The 23,684-nt window shown below is 58.0% G+C and carries 19 protein-coding genes and 1 pseudogene; 8 read left to right on the top strand and 12 right to left on the bottom strand.

The window, feature by feature from the left end; translation table 11 throughout:
• Positions 1–27 precede the first annotated feature (27 nt).
• A complete protein-coding gene (locus HP564_RS03395) occupies positions 28–2,169 on the bottom strand; it encodes a TonB-dependent siderophore receptor (RefSeq protein ID WP_371240176.1) in 2,142 nt (713 codons plus the stop codon).
• 598 nt (positions 2,170–2,767) lie between these two features.
• Between HP564_RS03395 and HP564_RS03390 the strand changes: the two genes are divergently transcribed.
• From HP564_RS03390 to HP564_RS03375, 4 genes are read left to right on the top strand one after another with little or no spacing between them, the layout of a single operon-like run.
• Positions 2,768–3,664 (top strand): ABC transporter substrate-binding protein, encoded by an 897-nt coding sequence (locus HP564_RS03390; RefSeq protein ID WP_371240174.1) that lies wholly within the window; start codon positions 2,768–2,770, stop codon positions 3,662–3,664.
• Positions 3,661–4,587 (top strand): amino acid ABC transporter permease, encoded by a 927-nt coding sequence (locus HP564_RS03385; protein ID WP_371240172.1) that lies wholly within the window; start codon positions 3,661–3,663, stop codon positions 4,585–4,587. Before HP564_RS03390 ends, HP564_RS03385 begins: the two co-directional genes overlap by 4 nt.
• A complete protein-coding gene (locus HP564_RS03380; protein WP_371240170.1) occupies positions 4,580–5,341 on the top strand; it encodes an amino acid ABC transporter ATP-binding protein in 762 nt (253 codons plus the stop codon). The genes HP564_RS03385 and HP564_RS03380 overlap by 8 nt, the downstream gene beginning before the upstream one ends.
• 28 nt (positions 5,342–5,369) lie before the next feature.
• Positions 5,370–7,655 carry a molybdopterin-dependent oxidoreductase gene (locus HP564_RS03375; RefSeq protein ID WP_371240168.1) on the top strand — a complete coding sequence of 762 codons (2,286 nt, stop codon included), beginning with the start codon at positions 5,370–5,372 and terminating at the stop codon, positions 7,653–7,655.
• Between the two features lie 7 nt (positions 7,656–7,662).
• Here HP564_RS03375 and HP564_RS03370 read toward each other — a convergent pair whose 3' ends face one another.
• A complete protein-coding gene (locus HP564_RS03370) occupies positions 7,663–8,964 on the bottom strand; it encodes an MmgE/PrpD family protein (protein WP_371240664.1) in 1,302 nt (433 codons plus the stop codon).
• Between the two features lie 269 nt (positions 8,965–9,233).
• Here HP564_RS03370 and HP564_RS03365 point away from each other — a divergent pair, with 269 nt between their 5' ends.
• Complete coding sequence (locus tag HP564_RS03365) at positions 9,234–10,307, top strand: iron-containing alcohol dehydrogenase family protein (protein ID WP_371240166.1); 1,074 nt, start codon at positions 9,234–9,236, stop codon at positions 10,305–10,307.
• Positions 10,308–10,346: 39 nt separating this feature from the next.
• A complete protein-coding gene (locus HP564_RS03360; RefSeq protein ID WP_371240164.1) occupies positions 10,347–11,648 on the top strand; it encodes an LLM class flavin-dependent oxidoreductase in 1,302 nt (433 codons plus the stop codon).
• Positions 11,649–11,808: 160 nt separating this feature from the next.
• On the opposite strand, the gene HP564_RS03355 is transcribed toward HP564_RS03360, so the two are convergent.
• Both HP564_RS03355 and HP564_RS03350 read right to left on the bottom strand, forming a co-directional pair.
• Positions 11,809–12,210, bottom strand: a complete 402-nt coding sequence (locus HP564_RS03355; RefSeq protein WP_371240162.1) for an H-NS family nucleoid-associated regulatory protein — start codon at positions 12,208–12,210, stop codon at positions 11,809–11,811.
• Positions 12,211–12,307: 97 nt separating this feature from the next.
• Positions 12,308–12,688 carry a hypothetical protein gene (locus HP564_RS03350; protein ID WP_371240160.1) on the bottom strand — a complete coding sequence of 127 codons (381 nt, stop codon included), beginning with the start codon at positions 12,686–12,688 and terminating at the stop codon, positions 12,308–12,310.
• A 513-nt stretch (positions 12,689–13,201) separates the two neighbouring features.
• Here HP564_RS03350 and fhuE point away from each other — a divergent pair.
• Complete coding sequence (fhuE, locus tag HP564_RS03345; RefSeq protein WP_371240158.1) at positions 13,202–15,427, top strand: ferric-rhodotorulic acid/ferric-coprogen receptor FhuE; 2,226 nt, start codon at positions 13,202–13,204, stop codon at positions 15,425–15,427.
• Between the two features lie 98 nt (positions 15,428–15,525).
• Here fhuE and HP564_RS03340 read toward each other — a convergent pair whose 3' ends face one another.
• Both HP564_RS03340 and HP564_RS03335 read right to left on the bottom strand, forming a co-directional pair.
• Positions 15,526–16,581, bottom strand: coding sequence for an LLM class flavin-dependent oxidoreductase (locus tag HP564_RS03340; protein WP_371240156.1), 1,056 nt, complete (start codon positions 16,579–16,581; stop codon positions 15,526–15,528).
• A 30-nt stretch (positions 16,582–16,611) separates the two neighbouring features.
• Positions 16,612–16,734 (bottom strand): annotated as a pseudogene (locus tag HP564_RS03335) (hypothetical protein); the annotation flags it as partial.
• Here HP564_RS03335 and HP564_RS03330 point away from each other — a divergent pair.
• Positions 16,714–16,866: a hypothetical protein gene (locus tag HP564_RS03330; RefSeq protein ID WP_371240154.1), complete on the top strand. Its 153-nt coding sequence runs from the start codon at positions 16,714–16,716 to the stop codon at positions 16,864–16,866. The pseudogene HP564_RS03335 and the gene HP564_RS03330 overlap by 21 nt on opposite strands.
• Here HP564_RS03330 and HP564_RS03325 read toward each other — a convergent pair.
• From HP564_RS03325 to HP564_RS03300, 6 genes are all read right to left on the bottom strand, one after another.
• Positions 16,851–18,170: a type II toxin-antitoxin system HipA family toxin gene (locus tag HP564_RS03325; protein WP_371240152.1), complete on the bottom strand. Its 1,320-nt coding sequence runs from the start codon at positions 18,168–18,170 to the stop codon at positions 16,851–16,853. The two genes, HP564_RS03330 and HP564_RS03325, sit on opposite strands and share 16 nt — an antisense overlap.
• The gene (gene hipB, locus HP564_RS03320; RefSeq protein ID WP_371240150.1) at positions 18,170–18,406 is read right to left on the bottom strand and encodes a type II toxin-antitoxin system antitoxin HipB; all 237 of its coding nucleotides are present in this window, start codon (positions 18,404–18,406) and stop codon (positions 18,170–18,172) included. The genes HP564_RS03325 and hipB overlap by 1 nt, the downstream gene beginning before the upstream one ends.
• Before the next feature lie 108 nt (positions 18,407–18,514).
• Positions 18,515–19,855 carry a glycoside hydrolase family 10 protein gene (locus tag HP564_RS03315; RefSeq protein WP_371240148.1) on the bottom strand — a complete coding sequence of 447 codons (1,341 nt, stop codon included), beginning with the start codon at positions 19,853–19,855 and terminating at the stop codon, positions 18,515–18,517.
• Positions 19,856–20,040: 185 nt separating this feature from the next.
• Positions 20,041–21,210 (bottom strand): Gfo/Idh/MocA family protein, encoded by a 1,170-nt coding sequence (locus HP564_RS03310; protein ID WP_371240146.1) that lies wholly within the window; start codon positions 21,208–21,210, stop codon positions 20,041–20,043.
• A gap of 10 nt (positions 21,211–21,220) precedes the next feature.
• Positions 21,221–22,144, bottom strand: a complete 924-nt coding sequence (locus tag HP564_RS03305) for a TIM barrel protein (protein ID WP_371240144.1) — start codon at positions 22,142–22,144, stop codon at positions 21,221–21,223.
• Between the two features lie 284 nt (positions 22,145–22,428).
• Positions 22,429–23,451 carry a LacI family DNA-binding transcriptional regulator gene (locus HP564_RS03300; protein WP_371240142.1) on the bottom strand — a complete coding sequence of 341 codons (1,023 nt, stop codon included), beginning with the start codon at positions 23,449–23,451 and terminating at the stop codon, positions 22,429–22,431.
• Positions 23,452–23,684 lie beyond the last annotated feature (233 nt).

Raw genomic sequence — 23,684 nt, 5'->3', positions numbered from 1 at the left:
CGCTGACCACGCGCGACCAGAATGGGATCAGAAATCGTACGTCAGACCCGCATAATAGGCCCGGCCCGGTTCATTGTAGGTAGAGGCCCCCTCATTTGCGCGATAGAGGCGTTTATCCAGCACATTATTAACCCCTGCATTCGCGTGTAAATTTTTAGTCAGCGCATAATTGAAATTAAGGCCCAGCACGGAGTACGCCCCTGTCTCGCGCGTGGACATCCCACGCGCCTCCAGTCGCGTCTCTGAAAACTCACGCGGTTTTTGTCGACCATACATCGTCCAGTTAATATTGCCAGACAGATTGCGCGTCATTTGCCACTCAAGCTGCGAGTTAATGGTGTATTTCGGAATAACAGAGAGCGGATTGCCCGTTTCTTTATCTTCCGACTTCAGCATATAGGTCGCATTGCTGCGCCATTCCAGCGTATCGGCAATGAGGGGGAGGGTCAGGTTGCCTTCCAGTCCTTCCACCACCGCTTTGCCCGCATTCTCCCAGCGCAGGATATCGTTTCCATTCGACGCGATGCCCGCTACCGCGCGGCCAGAGACGATCTTATTTCTGTAGTCGTTACGGAACCAGGTGATGCCCGCGACGTAGCCCTCATGCGTGTATTCCAGGCCCAGCTCTTTATTAATGCTCACTTCGGGATCGAGATCGCTGTTGCCCGTCAGATAGCAGCTGCTGGAGAGATTTTTGGGACAGCCGTTGCCGCGTGATGAAAGCAGATAACCTTCTGTCGACTGATAAAGGTTAGGTGCTTTGAACGCACGTGCGATACCGGCCTTCAGCGTGACGTCATCGCCCAGCATTTGCGAGAGATTCAGGCTCGGGCTCCAGTTCGCGCCAAAGCGATTGTGATAGTCAAAACGGATGCCGGGGATCACCTCGGTGGTGTCGGTTGCGGCGATATTGTCTTCGAGGTAGAGCGAACTCAACGTCGCGCTGTTGGTGCTGCTGCGATCCGCCGCATTGCCGCTGATATCGCCAATGGTGACGCCGCTCTGGTTTGAGGCCTGCATGGAGGCAGGGTCGTTAAGCTTGTCGTGATTCCACTCCGCACCCAGCGTCACCGTCTGTTCACGCAGCCAGTCGAGCGGGAAATTTATCTCCGCGTTGCTGCGATAGCTTTGCAGGCGGCTGGTGGCATAGTCCTCGCTGTTAATCATCCCTTCAACACTGCCCGCCGAGCCCTCTTTCAGGCGCGTATTGTTGGTTTTTTCATAGTTAAACGTGAGCTTTGACAGGCCCCAGTCCCAGATGCCGTTGTGTGCGAGACCATAAGACTGACGATAGAGACGGTTGGTTTCGCTGCCCACCAGCGACTCGACCAGCCCGTTAGCACTGTTGTTGCCGTTGCTGTTTTGCGTATCGCCCGCGTAAATATTGCCCTGGCGGCTATAGCCATAGGAAAAATCGAGGATCTGTTCGGGATTGATCTTCCATGAGAGCACGCCATTTACATCTCTATTGCGCACGCCTTCACGCCCGGCGGCATAGGAACCGTTTTGCGCGGTATTAATATCCCAGGCATCGGCATCGGTTTTGTTGATATTGCCGTAGAGCCGCATGGTCAGCGCTTCACCTGCCAGTGGCCCGCTCAGGCTGAAGTTAGCGCGCCGGGTGGCCCCCTCTTTATCATCTTCTGGCTGGTTGGTGAACAGTGACAGTGAGCCGTGCCAGTCGTTGGTGGGACGTTTGGTAATAATATTGATCACGCCGCCGGCTGCGCCAGAACCATAGCGCGCCGCCGCCGGGCCGCGAATAACTTCAATACGTTCCACCATTTCAGGCGGTACCCAGTTGGTATCGCCGCGTGAATCGCGCTCGCCGCGCCAGCTGTAGCGCACCGCGTTGCGTGAGGAGGCGGGAACGCCATCGATTAAAATCAGCGTGTTCTCAGGGCCCATGCCGCGAATATCGATCTGGCGATTGTTGCCGCGGCTGCCGCTGGCCCCGTTGCCGGTCAGGTTCACGCCGGGCATTTTACGGATAATATCGGCGAGGTCATTTACCGGCGGGCTTTTTTCAATATCTTTTGCCGTAATGGTAGAGACACCCGGCTGCTGCTTCAGGATCTGCTCGGCAGTTACCAGCATGGTTTCATCATCTGCCAGCTTCTCGATCTCTTCTGCGGCACTGACGCCTGAGGCCCCCAGCAGTCCAGCCATCAGCAGCGCGCATGGGTGTTTTCTGAAATAAGGCGTTACATTCACTTAAACCTTCTCCCTGTGGTGTTAATGTTTGTAAGTAAATGCGTATGATAGTGATAATGATTATCATTGTATAGTTACGGTCGGCAGATTTACATTTCTGTCTTCTGAGGTGAAAAGGCCACAGTGCCGGGCACTAAAAAGAGAAGCAGAAAGAAACCTGCCTCGGGCTGAACAGGGAGCCAGGCGGGGATCGAGGCCCCTGCGGAGGCTCAGCTGCGCGAGCCGGGTGCTGAAAATGTCGTCTGTTTTAAGACGGAAGCAGAATAAGTTATATCCTCACTTTGTCAGCTTCTGGCAAATCGACTGCCGCCTTTTTTGCCAGTACCTGCCCCGTCATGCACATTCAGCCTGCACGGTCGTGCCTAATGCCAGATTTCAACAATGGATAGTGTTTTTTCGCATTTGTTAAGGCTGCATATCCTCACTGAGAATGAAGCCGTCCAGCCGTATGGAGGGTAATTCCGCGCTGAAAATAACCCGTTAGGTCTGCGAAGCGCTATTCGGGCTGCACATTTACCCGCAAGGGGTTTATCAAATCAGGAGAAAGGTTCCAGTGAAACTCACGCATGGCATTACCCTTATCGCTCTCGCTCTGGCTGCCCAGAGCACTTTCGCCGCTGAAAATTCGGTGCCTACCGACAGCTCATTACACGTCGCAGCCGATCCTGCACTCAAGAACCTGCTGCCGGCTGATATTCTCCAGCGTGGATATATTGTTGCTGGCACTAACCCGAATACCCCACCGACGACCTTCTATAAAGAAGACAATAAAACTCTGGCGGGCCGCGAGATTGACGTAATGAATGCCGTGGGAGAACGGCTCGGTGTGGCGGTGCAGTGGCGAGACACCGGCGGTTTCGACAACATCATTCCAGGCCTGAAAACAGGCCGTTATGACGTGGCGCTGTCAAACATCAACGCCACGCCAGCACGCCTGAAGCAGGTGGATTTTGTCGGCTACTACAACGCCAGTCGGCTGGGCATTATCTCGCTGAAATCGGCCAACATTGCGCCGTTTACCACCTTCGACGCCGTCTGCGGCAAAGAGGTTGGCGCCGGGGCTGGCACCACGCAGATTACCCGTCTGGAAGAGGCGAGCAAAGCCTGTACAGGTGCGGGTAAACCGCCGATCAAAATTGCCGTTTTCCCGGATCGCCCGGCCGGCGTGCAGGCGGTCGTCAGCGGTCGCGTGCCGATGTTCTTTGGGCCTTATGAAGGTCTGACCTGGCAGGCGAAGCTGATTAAGCCGCTCACCCTGAGCGGTGAAATCAGCGTGAACGACGCACCGGTTTCCGTTGCTTTTCCAAAAGAATCGCCACTGGCGCCCGCGGTGCAGGCCGCGCTGAACTCGCTGATCAAAGATGGCAGCTACCAGAAGATCCTCGATCGCTGGAGTATCGGATTTGGCGCGGTGAAAGAGGCAAAACGTAATCAGGATATCTTTCAATGAATTATACCCCAGACCCGCGTGACGAACTGCGTATCGTTGGCAAACGCTACTATGGCCGCTGGCTGAGCGCACTGCTGGTGCTGCTGTGCGTGGTCGCCATGGCGCATTCAATGATCAACAATCCGCGCTTTGAATGGGGGGTGATTGCCGAAAATTTTACAGAGGCCTCTATCCTGCAGGGGGTGTTAATGACGCTCCAGCTGACGGCCATCTCCGTGGTGCTGGGGTTCGCGTTTGGCACAGTGCTGGCGCTGATGCGCCTCTCCTCTAACCCGGTGCTGGTGGCGGTGAGCTGGGCCTATACCTGGTTCTTTCGCGGCGTGCCGATGCTGGTCCAGCTGTTTCTCTGGTACAACATCGCTGCGCTCTATCCCACGCTCTCCCTCTCTTTACCGGGCACAGGCGAACTCTGGAGCGCCCAGTCCAACGCGCTGATCAGTCCGTTCAGCGCCGCCGTGATTGCACTGGTGATGCACCAGTCTGCCTACGCCGCTGAAATCGTACGAGCCGGGATCCAGAGCGTAGGCAATGGCCAGCTTGAGGCGGCGCGCGCGCTTGGCTACCGTCCGGCCCAGATCTTTCGCTTTACCATTCTGCCGCAGGCGATGCGCGCGATCCTGCCTCCGGCAGGGAATGAGGTGATCGGCCAGCTAAAAACCACGGCGGTCGTCTCGGTTATCTCGCTGCAGGATGTGCTTTTTTCCGCGCAGATTATCTACCAGCGCACCTATGAAGTGATCCCGCTGCTGCTGGTGGCAACGCTCTGGTATCTGTTAATGACCTCAGTGCTCTCGGTTGGGCAGTTCTATATCGAACGTTATTTCTCACGCGGCGTCGCGCGCGGCCCTGAGCGCACGCTACTGCGCACGCTGCTAAACAGCGTTACGCCGACGCGTAGCGAAAGGAGGATCACCCATGGCTGAGGCCATTGCTCTGCGCAACGTGACGAAACGTTTCTCCGGCGTGACGATTCTGGATGAGGTAAACCTTGATTTACCGGCCGGCTCGGTCACGGTGATCCTCGGCCCGTCCGGCTCCGGCAAATCGACGCTGCTGCGCTGTATCAATCACCTGGAGAAGCTGGACGGCGGCACTATTCGCATCGGCGGCGAGTTGGTCGGCTACCGGCAAAAAGGGCAGGCGCTGCACGAGCTAAGCAGCCGCGAGGTGGCGCGCCAGCGTCGCGATGTCGGCATGGTGTTTCAACAGTTTAACCTCTTCCCTCATCGCACCGTGTTACAGAACATCGCTGACGCGCCGATTCGCGTGAAGAAAGCGCCGCGGCAGCAGGCGATGGAAAAAGCGCGCGCGCTGTTGCAGCAGGTCGGTCTGGCGGGCCGTGAAGAGGAGTGGCCGCAAAACCTCTCTGGCGGCCAGCAGCAGCGCGTGGCGATTGCCCGCGCGCTGGCGATGGATCCCGGCGTGCTGCTGTTCGATGAACCGACCTCAGCGCTTGATCCGGAGCTGGTGGGCGAGGTGTTACAGGTGATCAAACAGCTGGCGCATTCCGGCATCACGATGGTGATCGTGACCCATGAAATTGGCTTTGCGCGTGAAGTAGCCGACAACATCGTATTTATGGAGAGCGGCAAAATTGTCGCGGCCGGACCCACACAACAGGTGCTCGACGATCCCAGTAACGGTCGCGTGCGTAACTTTATCGCAACGGTGCTCTGAGCATCGGCTGCTATTCTGCAGGTAACCCATGACCGATGTGATGCACAGCTCACACTGGGGCGCATTTCGCGCGCGCCGTGACGGAGAGTCATTAGAGATTGCACCTTTCAGCGCCGATCCCGATCCCAGCCCGCTGCTGGGAAACTTGCCCAACGCGCTGAACCATCCGGCGCGCGTGGCACGTCCGATGGTGCGGCGCGGCTGGCTGGAAAACGGGCCGGGCGCAGACGCTCGTCGCGGGCTGGACAGCTATGTCGCGGTCAGCTGGGAAGAGGCCTGCACCCTGGTCGCAAAGGAGCTGCGCCGCGTGGGAGAGGCGTATGGCCCGGCGGGAATTTTCGGTGGATCTTACGGCTGGTCGAGCGCTGGCCGTTTTCACCATGCGCAAAGTCAGGTGCACCGCTTTCTTAATACCGTTATGGGCGGCTATGTGCGCTCGGTTAACAGCTACAGCTCTGGCGCGGCCTCGGTGCTGTTGCCGCATATCGTTGGTGATATGAATGAAATTGCGCGGCGCGGCGTCAGCTGGGAGTCGATTGCGCAGCACAGCGACGTGGTGCTGGCGTTTGGTGGGCTGGCGTTGAAAAACGCACAGGTGGCCAGCGGCGGGCTGAGCGAACACACTGAGCGCGGCTTTATGCTGCGCGCTGCCCGACGCGGCACACGCTTTATCTCAGTGAGTCCACTGGAGAGCGATCTCCCCAGTGAGGCGGGGGGTGAATGGCTGCCGATTACGCCGGGTACCGATGCCGCGCTGATCCTTGGGCTGTTGCATGAGCTGACGGTGCAAAAGCTGACCGACGACGCTTTCCTGGCGCGCTACACTCACGGCTGGCCGCAGATGAAAGACTATCTGCTGGGCGAAGAAGATGGTGTCGTGCGTGATGCTGGCTGGGCCGCGGCGATCTGCGGCGTGCCGGTAGAACAGATCCGCACGCTGGCTCAGGCGCTGCACGGCAGGCGAGTGCTGATCACTGTGGCGCACGCCTTGCAGCGCGCTGAGCACGGCGAACAGCCGGTATGGCTCGGTCTGGTGCTGGCGGCCGCGCTCGGCCAGCCGGGATTGCCCGGCGGCGGGTTTACCTATGCGCTTGGTGCGTTGGGGCACTACGGTAAGCATCATAATCTGGTGAGCTTTCCGGCGCTGCCGCAGGGCAAGAATGGTATCGATCGCTTTATTCCGGTCGCGCGCATTGTGGATATGCTACTCAATCCCGGTGAACGCTTTCACTATAATGGTCGCCATCTCACCTATCCCGATATCAGGCTGGCCTACTGGGCAGGCGGAAACCCGTTCCATCATCATCAGGATCTGGCGCGGCTGCGTCAGGCCTTTTGCCGTCTTGATACGCTGATTGTCCATGAAAACGCCTGGACCGCCACGGCGCGGCATGCGGATATTGTTCTGCCCGCCACCATGACGCTGGAGCGCGAGGATATCGGTGGTGCACCCACCGATCGCCATCTGATCGCGATGCAGCCGGTGGCCGCACCCTATGGTGAGGCACGAGACGATTATCAGATCTTCAGCGAGCTGGCGCGACGTCTGGGACGCGAAGCCGCCTTCACTGAGGGGCGGGACGCGCGCGGCTGGCTCGTGCACCTCTATGGTCAGCTTCAGGAAAAACTGGCGGCACATCGGGTAACGCTGCCCGACTTCAGCACCTTCTGGCAGCAGGGAGTGATCGAACTGCCGCAGCTGCATGACGGTGGTCGCATGATGAAGGCGTTCCGCGCCGATCCTGACGCGCATCCGTTGCCGACCCCAGCGGGCAAAATTCAGATCTACTCTGAGGCCATTGCCCGTTTTGGCTATGTAGACTGTCCCGGTCATCCGGTATGGCGCGCCCCGCGCGAGCAGCCTTCAACGCGCTATCCCTTCTGGCTGATCGCTAACCAGCCGGAAACACGGCTGCACAGCCAGCTCGATTTCGGCGATTACAGCCGCAGCGGCAAACGCAACGGGCGTGAAATATGCAGCCTTAACCCGCAGGATGCGCAGCGGCTCGGCATTGCCGATGAGGATGTGATTGAGCTGTACAATGCGCGAGGGCACGTGCTGGCGAGTGCCCGGCTGACGGTAACCGTCAAACCTGGCGTAGTGCGTTTGCCAACGGGGGCCTGGTACGATCCTGTCGATCCGGCTGCGGCGCGTCCGCTCTGCCGTCACGGAAACCCTAACGTGCTGACGCAGGACATTGGTACTTCATCGCTGGCGCAGGGCTGCACCGGGCAGATAACCGTGGTCAACGTCAGGCTTTTTGCTGGCGAGGTGCCGCCGGTCGCCGCTTTTGTCCCACCGGCCAGTGCATAACGCCGCGCTATAGCGCGGCAGTCAGTTTTTCAACCATGCCACGCAGGTCGTGCTCCCCGGCGAGCTGGCTGTGACGATGCAGTTTACTGTCATCAGCCAGCGCTGCCTGTAGCTTACCTGCGACATCCACCGGCGTCGCCAGCGACTGCCGTCGCGTACGGCGCTCACGCAGGGTTTCGCCGCTTTTGAGAAACAGCGTGACCTCATGAAAGCGCAGTGAAGGATCATGTGCGTCAGGGGGCGCATTCTCGTCAGGCTGGCGACTGACTTTTGCTGCCAGCGCCATAATCTGCGGATTCACCTCACCTTCCGCAACGTCCGCCATTCGTACATCGCCGTAAATCAGCATGGCGGCGATAACATATTCAAGGCTGAAACGCGCTTCAATGCCGTTATGCGGCTGCCGCACCGACGCGGCAATATCACCACCGGGTGGAAAAGCCACCGTAATGCGATCGATGGCGCACAGTAACGCATCAGGCGAATCGGGCCAGCGCTCGCGGATCGCGCGCGCGGCCTCAGCGGCGCTGTGGGTCCCGGCGCAGGTGGCGAAAGGCTTAAATTCCAGACCTGGCTCAACGATGCGCCACGGTGCTCCCCAGCTTTCGCTGAGTTTTTCCGGCTGCGCCTCATCTGCACTACCGATCGCGAGAAAGCTCTCCAGCACGCCGTCGGCCTGTCCGCGAAATCCTGCCAGCGCCAGCTGGGTGGCTCGCACCGCGCGCTCGGCGGCAAAGCCCGCATGCAGCGGCTTGACCGCAGAGCCAAACTGGGCGCGCAACCCGCTGGCCTCAGTGGCAGCGATACCCAGCAGCACCGATGTCTGATGTGCGTCAGCCTGGGTAAAGCGCGCCAGGGCCGCGGCGGCGGCCAGCGTCCCGAGTGAGGCGGTATTGTGATAGCCCAGGGTGTAATGGCGCTGCGTCATTGCCAGCCCCAGCCGTCCCGCCATCTCGACCCCAACCGCGTAAGCGTCCAGAAAGCGCGTGACATCAAACGCGCCGGTGTCTGCCACCCACGCCAGTAGCGCGGGCAGAATCACCACACTGGGGTGACCGCGAAAATCGGCATGAAAGTCATCGTAATCCAGCGCGTGTCCGGCATAGCCGAGCAGCAGCGCCCGTGACGCAGGCCCACCGTCGCGGTAGTGAGTCCGTAGCAGCGGCAGGCCGCTGTCCGGAACCTGGCGGTTAAGCACTGGCCAGCTGACGGCGAGAAAATCTTGCACGCCTTCGCGGGCGCGCTGGCGCGCAGCGTGATCCGGATGTAAGTGGTGGATAAGCTCGCTGAGCTGGGTGGTCAGGCTCACGGCGTCACCGCCAGAAAACGGGTAGGGCGCATCGGCATCTCCGTAATAAAACAAACAGAGTCAGCAGAGTAGCAATAAAAGCCGCGGCCGCTATATCTGAAATGTAGCTAAGCTAATGCAAATTTGTGAAGAAAGATGGTGGGTTTTTACATTGCTTAAATTGGCGTTTATCGTACTATGCCCTACAGACATCGCGCGAAAATTAACTTCACTATCCCTCTGTTTGCGCAGCATTTTCAGGTGCAATCGGATTAACCGCAGGACACACCGTGTTAGCCATTAAATCGCCGCAAGCCTATCTTCAGCAGGCCGGGATCCGCGCGCAGGCCGGGGAGCATATCCGTCCGCTAGCCACCCATCTGCGTATTCTGACATCACCGCGTGCCTGGCAGGCGGTCAACCCTGAACTGATGCACAGTCTGGAAAGCCAGGGAATTCGCTGGCAGCTGGAGTATCTCGCCGGCGAATGTACTGACGAGGCGATCGACCAGCTTCAGGCCAATACGCTTGCGCAGGGGGCGGAGGCAATTCTTGCCGTTGGCGGGGGACGCGTGCTGGACTGCGCAAAAGCCGCAGGCGACAGGCTGGATACGATCCCGGTCATTAACTTCGCGACCGTTGCCGCCACCTGCGCCGCCTGGTCACCGATTGCGATTATCTATGACGCGCAGGGCGGTCACCAGCGCAGCCAGCCGCTGCGTAATATGCCAGCGCTGGTTCTGGTGGACAGCGAAGTCATTGCACGGAGCGACGTGCGATATCTGAAGGCAGGCATCGTCGATGCGCTGGCAAAATGGTATGAATTTCGTCCCTATCAGCGGCACAATCCCGACAGCCTGGCGCTGGATCTGAAGGTTATGGCCGCGCAGCGCGCGGTTGATGCCTACCAGCAGTGGGGAGACGCGGCCGTTGAGGCCAACCAGCAGCAGCAGGTGACCTTCGCGCTTGAGCGCATTATCGACGCAAATATCGTGCTGGCTGGGCTGGCGAACAGCATGCGCGATACGCTACCGACGCCTGGCTTCGCCCATGCGATCCATAACCGACTGACGCACCTCCCTGCACTGCACCCCTGGCTGCACGGCGAGAAAGTCGGTTTTAGCCTGCTGGTTCAGTCCTTTATGGAGCAGCCGGAGGGCGAGCCTGACGCGGTGCTGGTCGCGCTGCTGCGGCGCTTTGATGCGCCGCTGCGGCTGCCTGCACTGCCGGGCGATCGCGCGGCAGCGCTGCACCAGCTGGCCGGGGAGATTCGTTTTCCGGCAGCCAGCGCCGCACGCCTGCCGTTTGAGGTTTCACCCGCGGCGCTGGAAAAAGCGTTGACCGCCACCGATCACTTTTCATAGCCGCCCAAAGACGGCTCTTATCATCATCAGGGAATCAATATGGACAGCTCATCAGCAAAAACGCGTCTGCGTCTGGGTCTTTTCGTTCAGCCGGTAGGACATCACGTCAGCGGCTGGCGCCTGACCGAAGAGCTGGGCGCACCGACCGACATCGACTGGCTGATCCGCCTCGCACAGAAAGCAGAAGCTGGACGGTTCGATCTCTTTTTCGTTGGCGACGCGCTGGCAACCAGCATGTACCGCCTGCCGTCCACCATGGCGCGCCTGGAGCCGCTGACCATGCTGTCGGCGGTTGCCGTGAATACCCGACGTATTGGCCTGGCGGCTACCGCGTCTACTACCTTTAGCGATCCTTTTACCATGGCGCGCACCTTCTCCTCGCTTGACCACATCAGCCGTGGTCGTGCCGCCTGGAACGTCGTGACCTCTTTCTCAACTGACGTAGCAAAAAATTTCAGCCGCAGCGATATGCCGAATCACGCTGAACGCTATGCGCGTGCGCGGGAATTTCTGGAGGTGACCAGTAAGCTGTGGGAAGGCTGGCAGGAGGGGGCGGTTCAGCCGGACGCTGCGTCAGGTCAGTATTTCATTAACGATAAAATTAACCCCATCCATCACGCTGGCGAACATTTTCAGGTGCAGGGCCCGCTGAATATCACGCGCTCACCGCAGGGCCGTCCGGTGATCATCGAAGCAGGATCGTCTGCCGATGGCCAGAAACTTGCCGCTGAAACCGCCGAAGTCGTCTTTACCGCTGCGGCAAGTCTGGAAGAGGCGCAGACGTTCTATCAGTCACAGAAAGCGCAGGTTAAAGCCGCCGGTCGTCACCCCGATCACGTTGTGATTATGCCGGGCGTTATGCCGATTGTGGGCCGCACGCGTGAGGAAGCAAAGGCGTTGTGGAAAGAGCTGAATACGCTGGTCGACATCGACAACGGCATCAAACAGCTTTCGCTGCGCTTTGGCATGGATATGTCCGCCTTTCCGCTGGATGGTCCGGTACCGGACGTGCCGCTGGGCGAGGGTAACCAGAGCCGCGTGAAGCTGATGACCGATATGGCGAAGCGTGAAAACCTGACGCTGCGCGAGCTGGCAGCTATTGCCGCGGGATCGCGTGGACATCGCGTGATCGTCGGCACGGCGGAAGATATTGTCGATGACTTTCAGCTATGGCTGGAGCAGGGCGGTGCTGACGGCTTTAACATCATGCCCGCCATTATGCCGGACCAGCTCGATCTGTTTGTTGAGCTGGTGATCCCGGAGCTGCGCCGTCGCGGTCTGTTCCCGGCGGAGTATGCACACGCTACGCTGCGTGAAAACCTCGGTTTGCCTGCCGTCTGATCGCGTCCAGCTTCTCTTCAGGCGGCCTCTGGCCGCCTTCTGCTGTTCCTGCCTCTCTGTGAGGCCTGACCGCCTGCACTGTTATCGCCGGCCTGTCGAGGCGGCGGGCAAAGCGCTGAAGAAAGACATAAAAAAGGCGCTGAGTGTCAGCGCCTTATCGTTAAATCAGAAATTCATCCAGAGAACCACCTGCATCCAGCACCTTTTTAATCGGTGATGGCGTGCGGCCCTGGCCCGTCCAGAATTTGGTTTCACCGGTTTCATCGGTAAATTTATATTTGGCTGGACGCGGCGCACGTTTCGATTTTGGTTTTTTTTCGCTCTGTGTCAGCTCTGCCAGGTCAGAAATATCGATGCCGTCTTTCATCAGCATCTCTTTATACAACGCCAGCTTCTCTGCTTTTTCTTTTTGTGCGGCTTGCTCAGCATTCACTTCTTCACGGCGCTCAGCCACCACAACAGAGAATTTTTCCAGCATCTCTGTTAATACGTCGAGTTCAACCTCTCGTGCCTGAACGCGCAGCGTACGAAGATTATTCAATGCTTTTAGCGCATCACTCATGGATATAGCCCTTAACGAATCTAAATATGTAAAGCGCGCAGTTTACGGTAAAAAATAGATAAATGAAATAAGCCAGATTGCAGAAGAACCTTATTTATTACGTTAAAAAATAAACTCCAGCGCCGCCAGCGGCCGTGGTGCAACTTTCGGCTGAAATAGAACAGGATTTTTCTGGCTGGCGTAAATAATAGCACGACTGCGCCAGAAAGCCCGGACGGCGCGGCTTTGCATCGCGACGGGGAAAGCCGGGTCTGACTGGAGAGACGAGTAACTGTACTAATTGTCTGAAAGTTATTATTAATTGTTCTCCCTGCACGCCAGCACCGGCGCTATTTAAAACAGCGCCTGTCACTGAATAGATGTGGTGCATGCTTCGTTGCAATATTGCACACTTTCTCAATGTCATCATTTCAGCATGGTATATATAACGTTGGTATTTACGCAGCGGGAATATCATTCCTGTGGTGTAATAACGCACGTAACAATAACCCTGATTCACCGTGTTGTATAGCGGCAGCAAAGTGTCAGATCAGACTATTTTCCTGAGTTTTAGGGATGGGTGTTATTATTTTGTTAAAACTAGTGGCGCGCCGCTAATAATAAGCGTTATACCCGGCACTTATCTCACAGCAAGGCCTGCCCCTCATGCAGGGCTGTGGTGCTGTTGCCTGGTCCGTTCGAGCCTGACAATTCTTCGCTGAACCTGACTGTTTTCAGGTAAGCCTGACCAGTTCACTTTCTGAAAATCCTTCATTCCACCATCATCATTAGGCAAAAATCTCATCTATCCACGCGTTTTCAATGGCTTAAGGTTTTGTCAGCCTGCGCTTCATTTTGCATTATTTGTTAACAATTACTTGCAATGATAATGGCAATGCGTATATTTCTCATTTGCTTTATTACATCAAGATGTAAAACCGCCCATTACAGTCTGACAGCCGTGTGCGTCGGCAAGCAGTGGCAATAACAAAAATGAAAATGAGGAAGAGTGATGTCTTTTGATGTTCAGCGCACTGGGCGAAGGTGTCCAGTTGAACCTGCCACTCGTGCTAATTATCCTTTACAACGCTCACTGCTGGCTCTGTTGATCGCTGCCAGCGTTGCGCAGAGCGTCCGGGCGGCAGAGACACCAGCCAGTGACCAGACGCTGATCGTCGACGGCAATACCGGCTCTGATGACGCAGCACAGCAGGCTGCACAGGACTACAGCGTGCCGATCACGCGCGCCGGGACCAAAATGGCGCTGACCGCGCGTGATATTCCGCAGTCGGTCACCGTGGTCAGCAAGCAACGTATGGAAGACCAGCAGCTCCAGTCCCTGAATGACGTGCTGCATAACACCTTGGGCATTACGGGCGTCAGTAGCGACATGGATCGTACCACCTACTATTCCCGTGGGTTTCCAATCGACAACTTTATGGTTGACGGTATCCCGACCACCTTTGCCTCACGCTGGAATCTCGGCGATGCCCAGTCCGACACGGCACTTTATGAACGTATTGAAGTGGTACGAGGCGCAACCGGGCTGATGACCGGGCCGGGCAATCCGTCCGCCGCCATCAACATGGTGCGCAAACACGCGGACAGCAAAGTGTTTACCGGCAACGTCTCGGCCAGCTACGGTAGCTGGGGTAAACAGCGCTACGTGGCCGATTTGTCTACGCCGCTCAACAGTGACGGCAGCGTGCGCGGTCGTCTGGTGGCCGGCTATGACGACAGAAACAGTTTTATTGAACGCTACGGCGCAAATAAGCAGTTTGTCTACGGCGTCATTGATGCCGATCTGACCGACGCGACCACGGTTTCTGTCGGCTATGAGTTCTCACAGGTCGATACCGATTCGCCTATGTGGAGTGGAACACCGCGCTGGTACACCGACGGCACGCAGATCCATTCACGTCGCGGCTACAATACCGCGCCAGAGTGGGCCTATAACGACAAAGAAAATAAAAAACTCTTTGTGAATCTGAAGCAGAACTTCGACAACGGCTGGAACATCACGCTGAACGGCACCCACAATGAGATGTTCCTCGACAGCAAGCAGATCTATCTCGACGGCTACTTCGATAAAACCAGCGGCCTGGGCGTCTCGCAGTATGCTAACTATCCCGTGGTCGGCGGCACCGGCTACAACAGCGGCAAGCGTAAAGTGGATGCGGTTGATGCGTTTGCCAGCGGTCCCTATACGCTGCTGGGCCGTCAGCATGAGCTGATGGCAGGCGTAAGCTACAGCCGTCAGGACAACAAATATTACAGTTCATGGACGAATATCTCGGCAGAAGAGCTGGGCAACTACAACCGCTTCAACGGCGACTATCCAGAAAGTGACTGGGGCCCGCGTGAGCTGACCGCTGACAGCACCACGGTTCGCCAGAAATCTGTCTATCTGGCGACGCGCATTACGCTGGCCGATCCGCTGCACCTGATCCTGGGAGCACGCTACACCAACTGGAACCGCCAGACCCAGCTGACCGGAGAGGAGCTGGAGAAGAACAACACTACGCCTTATGGTGGTCTGATCTATGACTTTGCTGACAACTGGTCTGCCTACGCCAGCTACACCTCCGTGTTCCAGCCGCAGGATTATCGTGACAGCACCGGCGCGTTTCTCTCACCGGTTATCGGCAAAAACTATGAGGTGGGGGTTAAATCTGACTGGTTTGACAGCCGTCTGACCACCACGCTGTCGCTGTTCCGTACCGAACTGGATAATGTCGGCGAAGACACCGGCCAGATCATTCCGGGATCGCAGTCCACTGCCTACGTGGCAAAAGATGGCGTGGTCAGCCGTGGCGTCGAATTTGAGATCAATGGCGCGCTCAGCGATAACTGGCAGATGAGCGTTGGCGGCACAACCTATCTGGCGCAGGATCGCGATGGTAATGCCTATAATTCCCAGCTGCCGCGCACCTCGTTCAACCTGTTTACCCGCTATCGCCTGCCGATGCTGGAGCAACTGACAGTGGGCGGCGGCGCGAAGTGGCAGTCGCACGTCTGGCAGGATGTTGGCGCGCCGGAAGGCAATGGCACCTGGCATGCCAGTCAGGGCAGCTATACGCTGGTAGACCTGTTCGCACGCTATGAGGTCAACAAAAATCTGTCGGTGCAGGCGAACCTCAATAATCTCTTTGATAAAGAGTATGACACCTGGGTGGGCGCCTATAACGTCTATGGTGCACCGCGTAACGTCTCGCTGTCAGCGACCTATCGCTTCTGACGGTAAGAGAGGGCGGTTGCAATAAGCCACGGCGACGCAGGGTAACCGGCGTCGCCGTTATTGTTTGCCGTGCGGGGCGAATGTCAGATCGGTGGGGTTCAGGCGGCTGACACCTGCAAGGCTTTGTCCGCCGCATACGCCGCCACGCGCTGGCGAATGTTCGGCAGCCGCCGCCGTCCGTAACCCGCCGCATCACGCAGCTGGTCAAAGCCGCAAAACAGAAAGGTGGTGATGCCGAGCTTGTAATATTCCAGCGCGGCTTCGGCAACGGTCTCTGGCGAGCCGACCAGCGATGTCGAGTTACCTGCCGCGCCTGAGAGCGCCGCCATACCGGTCCACAAACCGCGGTCATAAACGTTGCGTGCCGTCGCCAGTTCATACAGGCGCTGCGAGCCGGTATTGCTCTCTGGCTGGATCGGCTGGCTACCGATATTGGCCTGCGCCTGCGCCAGCAGGCGATCGGCGCGCTGACAGGCTTCTTCGTCGGTGGGATCCAGCACCGGGCGCAGTGACAGGCTAAAGCGAATGTGCTCCTCACGGCCGAACCGTTTCGCCGCAGCACGCACCTGCGCGATGCACGCTTCTACCTGCTCCAGCGGCTCGCCCCACATCATATAGACGTCCGCATGCTGCGCGGCAATCTCTACCGCCGCCTCTGACGCGCCGGAAAAATAGACGGGCACGTGAGGCTGCTGATACGGTTTCACCTCGGTGAAGTTATCCTGCACCTGATAAAAATCACCGGCAAAGCTGAACGGCTGCTGCGCTTCCCATACTTGCTTCATGATCTGCAGATACTCATGGGTGCGCGTGTAGCGCGTCGCTTTGTCGAGAAAGTTACCGTCGCGTTGCAAATCGCCGCTGTCACCGCCGGTGAGCACATTGATTGCCGCACGACCCTGGCTGAGCCGATCGAGCGTGGCGAACTGGCGCGCGGCAAAGATAGGGGCCTGGAAACCGGGGCGGTGTGCCACCAGCAGGCCGAGCTTATCGGTCAGCGCTGCAACATAGCTGGCGAGGATCATGGAATCAGGCGATCGGGTGTTAACCGCCAGCAGCACTTTGTCAAAGCCCGCATACTCCTGCGTTTGCGTAAAGGCTTTAATAAAGGGCAGGTCAAGAACCTGGCCCCGCATCGGATTCGCTCGCTTCATGCGCGCCCACCAGACCAATCCATTCCAGCGTCATGCTCTCCTCCTGTCAGACTGAAGAACCGCTTTACCGGCAGCGGTGAAAATAACATCGTCCTGCGGCGTGTGAATGCGGCGGCAGAGCACGTTGCGTAAATGACGTTCAAAGGGATTTTCGCCCGCCCGGCGCAGGTGCAGGATGTGATCGAGGTGAAACAGGCCTGTCCGCGTCGTCGCGATGACCCTGAACTGGTGGCGCTGCGTCGCCGCGTGCTGGGCCTGCTCGGCAACGATCAGGCTGCCGCCTGACCCGCTAACCGCGTCGCCATTTTCAGCGCATGCGTGAAGATGGCTTCTGCAATGGCGGGAGGGATGCTGGCGGGCAGCGCATTTCTGACGCGCGCGACCGCATCCGGTACTGCCCCGGCAAAAAAGGTGAGGATCTGCGCCATGCGCTCCACCGGAAAGCGCACGCTCTCTGCGGTCGCCAGGAAATGGCGCGGAAAGATCTGATTGATCTCCACCTTTTTTCCCTTCGATGCGCTCAGCCCCATGGCCAGCTTCAGGTCACGGATATTCAGGCCATTCCCGCCCAGCACCGGATAAGCGGAGAGGATGTCGTAGAACGGCGTCAGTCGATAGCTACCGCCACGCTCAATGTAGAGTGAAAAGTTCTTCGCATGACCGTCGGTTGCGCCGATCAGCCACTGGAACACCTGAAACTTCATAAACGCGTCACGATCCGCCAGCGCGTTGCTGGACCCCATCAGCAGCCTCATGATCGCCTCGATGCCCGGTCCGCCGTCAGACTCATATTTCGTTGCCGAAGCGAGGCCGAGGCTCTGGCAAATATCCTCCTGCGGCAGGCGCAACAGCCGGGTTGCGTCAGCCTGCCAGCGCCGATCAAAACGTTCCACTGCCAGCGCCCGCATCCGACCCGCGGTAATAATATGGGCATCCGGCACATTGAAGCCCAGCTCACGCGCCAGTGCCAGACAGACATATTCGTTTTCTACGCTGTCGCGCATATCGAGCGTGGCGAAAGGCTGTTTGATCTCGCCAATGGGCAGCTTAATGATGTGTGACGTAGGCGTCGGGCCGTGGGGAACCGCCCAGCCCTGCGGGGTATGCAGCAGCGCGGTCTTCTCCTGCGCACCCGCCACCGAGATGCGAAAATCCTGCTCCTCCTGGATCATCCCAAGGGGAATATCACTCTGGTAGGCCGACAGGATCTTCTCCAGCCCTGGCGTATCCAGCACTTCATAGCGAATGGCGAGATCGGGCACATCGGCGTCAGCGGGCAGCAACATTAACGCGCCGACGCTGTCGCGACCCACTTCCCGCAGCAGATCAAACGGCTGCATCGATTTTGCCCGATAGCGGTTCAGAATGCGTTCCCTGACGCGCGGGTTGTCAGGCAGCAGGTTATCAAAAAAGTTTATGACGCTGGCCGAACTGAGGGCGGGGTACTGCAACGGCAGCGAAAGCGACAGCGGTCTTGCCAGCGGACTGGTCAGCCAGCTGGCGTGATACTGAAAAATATGCGCGCCATTTTTATGGCGCGCCAGCGTGCCGACGCGTTCGCCGTTCATCCAGGCACTGAGCTGATCCATTACCAGTCAGACTCCCTGTTTTGCGACGTTGACTTGCCCTGAATCACCAGCTCCTGCTCAAGTGACTGCAAAATTTTGAACAGCGTGGTCAGGGTGGTTTTATCGGGGTTGTTTTCAAAGTTTGACACCGTTGCCTGCTTGATACCGACCCGACGCGCCAGGTCGCTCTGCGTCCAGCCGCGCTTTTGTCGTTCAAGTCTGACAAGGGAGGCAAGCTGTTTTGGGTTGTAGATCATTGCGGCTCCGGCTGTTATGGCGAAGATCCTGTTATCCTCGCCCGGGGATAACAGGAAAATTATACCCTGTAGAGGATAAAGTAAAGTTTATCCTCGCCTCGGGATAAATCAGCCGCCCCAGCGGCTTTGCAGGTAGTCGACCGCCTGCTGGGTCTGAGGCTGATCCAGGTAATCCGCCCGAAACAGAATGGTTCCGTCAATGCCGGATGTCGCCTCATTAAGATCGAGCTGCCTCTTCAGCTCCGGCACGCCGCTCTGCACCGTCCAGTCTGGTTCAGTCCGCGACGGCTCGCCGACTTTGTAGAGCGCAATGCCGATATAGAGGTGGGTATGGGTTGGTTTCACTACGTCCGCCCACCAGTGCGCCAGCACATCATAGCGGGCGGCCTGGCGAGCGAAAGGCCAGTAGAGCTGTGGGGCAATATAGTCGAGTAACCCCTGCTGCACCCAAAGGCGCGTATCCGCAAAGGCTTCATCATAGGCGGCTGCGCCGCGCGTATCAGAACCTGCCGCATCGTGCGACAGGTTACGCCAGACCCCTGCCGGACTGACGCCGAATGCCACCTGCGGTTTGATCTGCTTAATGGTGCGCGATACCTGCTCAATCAGAAGCTGCGTATTGTGTCGCCGCCAGTCGGCTTTTGAGGCGAATCCCTGACCGTAAGTGCGCCAGGTCTGCGCATCGTCAAGCGGTGAGTCGGCGGTCTCGGCATAAAAGTAGTCATCGAACTGCACCCCGTCGACAGGATAGCGGGTGACCACTTCCGCCACGATGCTGCTAATCCAGTCACGCGCATCCGGGATTCCAGGATCGACCACCAGGCGATTGCCTGCCGTGCGGATCCAGTCGCGGTGCAGCACATAGACGCTGGCCGGATGCAGCGACAGCGTGCGGTTAAGCGCCGCGAGCGTGGCGGGCCGGGTATTGACCGCCACGCGATAGGGGTTGAGCCAGGCGTGGACTTTCATGCCGCGCTTGTGCGCCTGCTCCAGCATAAAGGCCAGCGGATCGTAGCCCGGATCGCTGCCGATGGTGCCGGTCAGCATATCGGACCAGGGCAGGATATCAGATCGCCAGAGCGCCGTTCCGTCAGGTTTGACCTGAAAAAAAACCGTGTTGATGCCGAGGCGTTTCAGCTGGTGGAGCCGGGTGATTAACGCCTGCTGTTGCAGGCGGATGCGCTGAGCCGGGCTGCTCAGATTAACTGAATTCACCGGGGGCCAGTCGAGACGCGACACCGTCGCCAGCCAGACACCGCGCACCGGTTGCTGAAGCGTGGCACCGGCGGGCTTCTGTGGTGACGGTGTCACGGCTGGAAGCGGGGTGACCAGCGACTTAGGTGGCTCAGAGGCGCAGCCCGCCAGCAGCAACGCAGCGATAAGCAGCAACTTTCTTCGTGCGGTGCTGAAAAATAACGTGGAATGGCTAATGGTAAAGCTCCCTTTCATGTCGCTGACGATCCGGAGAGCAGTATTCTCAGGCTATCTGTTCGTAAGTCAACCACTTATCCTGCCGCCTGAGTAGTGGAAAACCGGATGGCAAGCACCGCAGGGGATCGCCTTGTGGTCGCATCAGCAGCAACCGCGCGGGCGGCGCAGGAAAGAAGCGGGAGCGGCTGCGCTCCCGCGCTGCATCAGCACGTTACCCAGACTGCACCCGCATCGGCCGAGCGAACGCAGTGTTCAACCCAGCGCACGCCAGCCAGCCCCGCGTGCACATCCGGATACCATAACTGACTGAGAGAGGCGGTGTCGCGGCGATCGGTAGCATCCATTGCCAGCGCAAAGCGCCGGTAAAGGTTTGACCAGGCTTCAAACAGCCCTTCAGGGTGGCCGCCTCCGATGCGATCTTCCTCCCGTGCGCGCGCACTGAGGTAATCCATGCCACGCTCAAGGATGCGCACGGGTTCACCCTGAACTTCATAACGCAGCTGATTGGGCTGCTCATCCCACCACTCCAGGCTTGCCCGCGAGCCGACGATACGGATTTTTTGGCCGTGCATTGAGCCGCAATTGACCGCAGAAGCCCACATGGTGCCCACTGCGCCGTTATCAAACTCCATCAGGACGTAAGCGTTATCCTCCAGCGGTGCCCTGCTGGCGACAAAGCTCTGACGCGTACAGAGCAGGCGTGAGACCCTGAGCCCCGGCACCATGGTTTCGGCAATAAACAGAGGGTGCGTCGCCAGATCGCCCAGTACATAGCTGGGACCGACAAAGCGAGGATCAACGCGCCAGCGTGTGCTGGGGTTTTGCTGCTCAACCGCCTCATGGTGAAAACCGTGAGCAAACTGCATATTGATAATGCGAATGTCGCCCAGCTCACCGGCCTCAATCATTTCACGCGCCTGATGGATCAACTGATGACCGGCATAGCCGTAGGTCACGCCAATAATTTTATTTTTTTCTTTGCTGAGACGTTCCAGCTCATCCGCTTCCTGCGTGGTAAAGCAGAGCGGCTTTTCGCAGATAACGTGCAGCCCCGCCAGCAGCGCCGCGCGGCAGATGGTGAAGTGCGTGTTATTCGGCGTCGCCACAGAGACGGCCTGAATGCCATCATCGCGAGCCGCTTCGGCTGCAAACAGGCTTTCATAGTCGGGGTAACAGCGCGCCGGGTGCACCCCAAGCGCGGTGCCAAACGCCTGACCGCGTGCGGCGTCAATATCAAATGCGCCCGCGACGAGCGTAAAGGTGTTATCACGCAGCGCGGCAGAGCGGTGAATATAACCAATCTGGCTGGTTCCGCCGCCGCCCACCATACCCCAGCGCAGCGAGTGTTCAAGCGGTTTGATGCCGTTAATCATTGTCTTCTCCTCAGAAACCCACCGACTGTAAATAGTGCAGGCTTGCGGTGACATCGCGCAGGCTGGTTTCCGCGTTGCGCGGGTCCCGCTCCTGCTCAATCGTGATCCAGCCCTGGTAGTGACGCTGCTGTAAAAACTGGTGTATCCGTGGGTAGTCAATCACTCCGCTCCCCAGCGGGCACATCACACCGCGGGCGCAGGCGGAAAAGAAATCGACCTGTTCTGCGATGACCGTCTGCCAGACCGAAGGGTTGATATCTTTAAAATGAAGATAATCGATGCGCGCCCAGTACTGATCGAGCAGGGTGACAGGATCCATGCCCGAATAGTAAAGGTGTCCCGTGTCCAGGCAGAGGCCTGCAACCGTGTGGGGAATAGCCTGCACCAGCTGCGCCAGCTCATCTTCGTATTCAATGCAGCCTCCGGCATGGGGATGGATCACCGGGCGCACGCCATACTCTTTCCAGGCGATGTCACTGAGCGTCACGATGTGCTGCATCAGGGTTTGCCAGTCGGCAGAGGAGAGGCGCGGAGCCTTTGCGGGCTGACCCGCCAGCGCAGCGCGTTGCGGATTGCCAAAATCGATGATCACCAGATAGGGCGGCTGAGCGTTAGCACCCTCGGTTTTCTCTGCCTGAGGCGCGGCTTTCAGGTTACGGCAGATGTCATGCGTCAGCCTGACCATTGCCGGAAAGTTGGATTCGCTTACCAGGTCGCTGAAAATGGTGCCCGCCACGAGCGAGAGCTGATGCTGGCTCAGCGCCGCCGCCAGCTCCTCTTGCTGAGTGGGCAGATAGCCCCAGGGGCCCAGCTCGATGCTTTTATAGCCTGCCAGCGCGGCTTCGTGCAGCACCTTTTGCCAGGCGGGTAGCCACGGATTTTTCGGGTCATCTACGCCCCAGCTACAGGGTGCATTCGCAATCAGAGTTTTCATGAGGCTGTCTCATCAGGTTGGATGTCTGGGACGTGGATGATGTCCGGCGACCAGGCAGCCCGCCCACGCGCCACGGGTGACAGGGGAGGCCGTCTGACCAGGCGGCATAAGCTGAAAAGGCATACTCTCTACCTGCCACGTCATCTGCAGGCACTATTGAACAGAAGTTCCACCTGGGGCAAGGGTGGAACTTTCATTTTTAGATATCGATCATGATTTTAAATCATCATAAAATGATAAAAAACTATCATTGAGCGTGAGTAAGCGGAGAGTGTCTTCAGTAACTAAATGTTTTCTGGAGTAATAATGTCAAAAGGAAGGGTAATATGTACCGGACTGTTATCAGGCTGGCGCATCTGGCGCGAAAATTCGCTGATCACGCTGTGTGCAATGGCATCCAGGCGGTGTCGCAGCATCACCTCAATTCTTCCCTCGATCAGCGACAGGTCACCGTCAGCGATCGGGCCGTGACAGAGCAGCTTGATGGTGTTTCTGCCACTCTCTTTCAGTGCCTGTATCACCCCCTCAATCCCCCCGCAGGGAGCGTAGATCATCGCCAGGTTTTCATGCTGGCTGAGCAGCTGTCGGGTGGCTGCATAGCCTCCCTGCTGGCTTTCGTGCGTTTTCAGCGGCTCCAGCACTATGAAGCCGCTCCTGTTTTCACGCAGGGCAGAGCGAAAGCTGATTTCGCAGCTCTCCTGGCAGGTAAAACGGTGATCGCCGAGCAGAATAGCAATCACCGCGTTTTTCTCCAGCAGTCGTCCGGCGAACCAGCCCGCGGTACGCCCGGCCTTTTGGTTATCCAGTCCGATATAGCCTGAATGGCCGCAGGGGGAGAGATCGGAGAAGAGCGCGTAGACACGGACCCCCGTGGCGGTAATTTTTTGAATCGTATGGCGGATCAACGGATGATCAAGGGTGACGACACCAAGGATGTCAACCCGCTCTGCCAGCGCATAGAGCGAAGCGACCATGCCTTCTGTATCGTCTATATCGAGCCAGACAAACTCAGGCTCGACCTGCAGGCTCTGACGGGCAGCGTGTGTCAGCTGTTCAGCAAAGGAGGCGTAAAACGAGTGGTCTTTTGCCAGCAGAATAAAACCGGTGCGCGCGGTAACAGGATTCGGGGTTGTTTCTGATGAGATCGCCTGCAACAGCGCAGCGCGGTACCCCAGCTGCTCTGCCGTCTTCAGCACTTTTTGCCGGGTTTCCGCGCGAACCGGCGCCCGTCCATTTAATACGCGATCGACGGTGGCGACGCCGACACCGGCTTCACGGGCAATATCAGACATTGAGATTTTTTTCATCAGGCCCTCTGTAAATGATAATTTTCTATCACTCTATCTGAAGCCAGCACCGTTGTGAAACGGCAAAGGGCATATCGGCAGGATGAGTGCAAAGGGAGCAGCAGGGCAGTAAGCCTGCCTGAACCGCAGTGACAGGGGTTTTACCAGGCGGGTCTGTTCAGACTGGGGGCGTGAGGGCATGGCGTCATTTCGTTGCTCAGGAAACGGGGGCTGATACGCAGGACGCGATCGGC

The organism is Pantoea sp. KPR_PJ, assembly GCF_041386365.1.
Taxonomy (GTDB): domain Bacteria; phylum Pseudomonadota; class Gammaproteobacteria; order Enterobacterales; family Enterobacteriaceae; genus Pantoea.
This window is presented reverse-complemented; position numbering and strand designations above follow the sequence as displayed.

Bases quoted from the DNA above. Each gene is read 5' to 3' on its own strand.
- HP564_RS03395 (WP_371240176.1), bottom strand. From the start codon at position 2,169: ATGGCTGGACTGCTGGGGGCCTCAGGCGTCAGTGCCGCAGAAGAGATC.
- HP564_RS03385 (WP_371240172.1), top strand. From the start codon at position 3,661: ATGAATTATACCCCAGACCCGCGTGACGAACTGCGTATCGTTGGCAAA.
- HP564_RS03380 (WP_371240170.1), top strand. From the start codon at position 4,580: ATGGCTGAGGCCATTGCTCTGCGCAACGTGACGAAACGTTTCTCCGGC.
- HP564_RS03375 (WP_371240168.1), top strand. From the start codon at position 5,370: ATGACCGATGTGATGCACAGCTCACACTGGGGCGCATTTCGCGCGCGC.
- HP564_RS03360 (WP_371240164.1), top strand. From the start codon at position 10,347: ATGGACAGCTCATCAGCAAAAACGCGTCTGCGTCTGGGTCTTTTCGTT.
- HP564_RS03355 (WP_371240162.1), bottom strand. From the start codon at position 12,210: ATGAGTGATGCGCTAAAAGCATTGAATAATCTTCGTACGCTGCGCGTT.
- fhuE (WP_371240158.1), top strand. From the start codon at position 13,202: ATGTCTTTTGATGTTCAGCGCACTGGGCGAAGGTGTCCAGTTGAACCT.
- HP564_RS03340 (WP_371240156.1), bottom strand. From the start codon at position 16,581: ATGAAGCGAGCGAATCCGATGCGGGGCCAGGTTCTTGACCTGCCCTTT.
- HP564_RS03330 (WP_371240154.1), top strand. From the start codon at position 16,714: ATGACGTTCAAAGGGATTTTCGCCCGCCCGGCGCAGGTGCAGGATGTG.
- HP564_RS03325 (WP_371240152.1), bottom strand. From the start codon at position 18,170: ATGGATCAGCTCAGTGCCTGGATGAACGGCGAACGCGTCGGCACGCTG.
- hipB (WP_371240150.1), bottom strand. From the start codon at position 18,406: ATGATCTACAACCCAAAACAGCTTGCCTCCCTTGTCAGACTTGAACGA.
- HP564_RS03315 (WP_371240148.1), bottom strand. From the start codon at position 19,855: ATGAAAGGGAGCTTTACCATTAGCCATTCCACGTTATTTTTCAGCACC.
- HP564_RS03310 (WP_371240146.1), bottom strand. From the start codon at position 21,210: ATGATTAACGGCATCAAACCGCTTGAACACTCGCTGCGCTGGGGTATG.
- HP564_RS03305 (WP_371240144.1), bottom strand. From the start codon at position 22,144: ATGAAAACTCTGATTGCGAATGCACCCTGTAGCTGGGGCGTAGATGAC.
- HP564_RS03300 (WP_371240142.1), bottom strand. From the start codon at position 23,451: ATGAAAAAAATCTCAATGTCTGATATTGCCCGTGAAGCCGGTGTCGGC.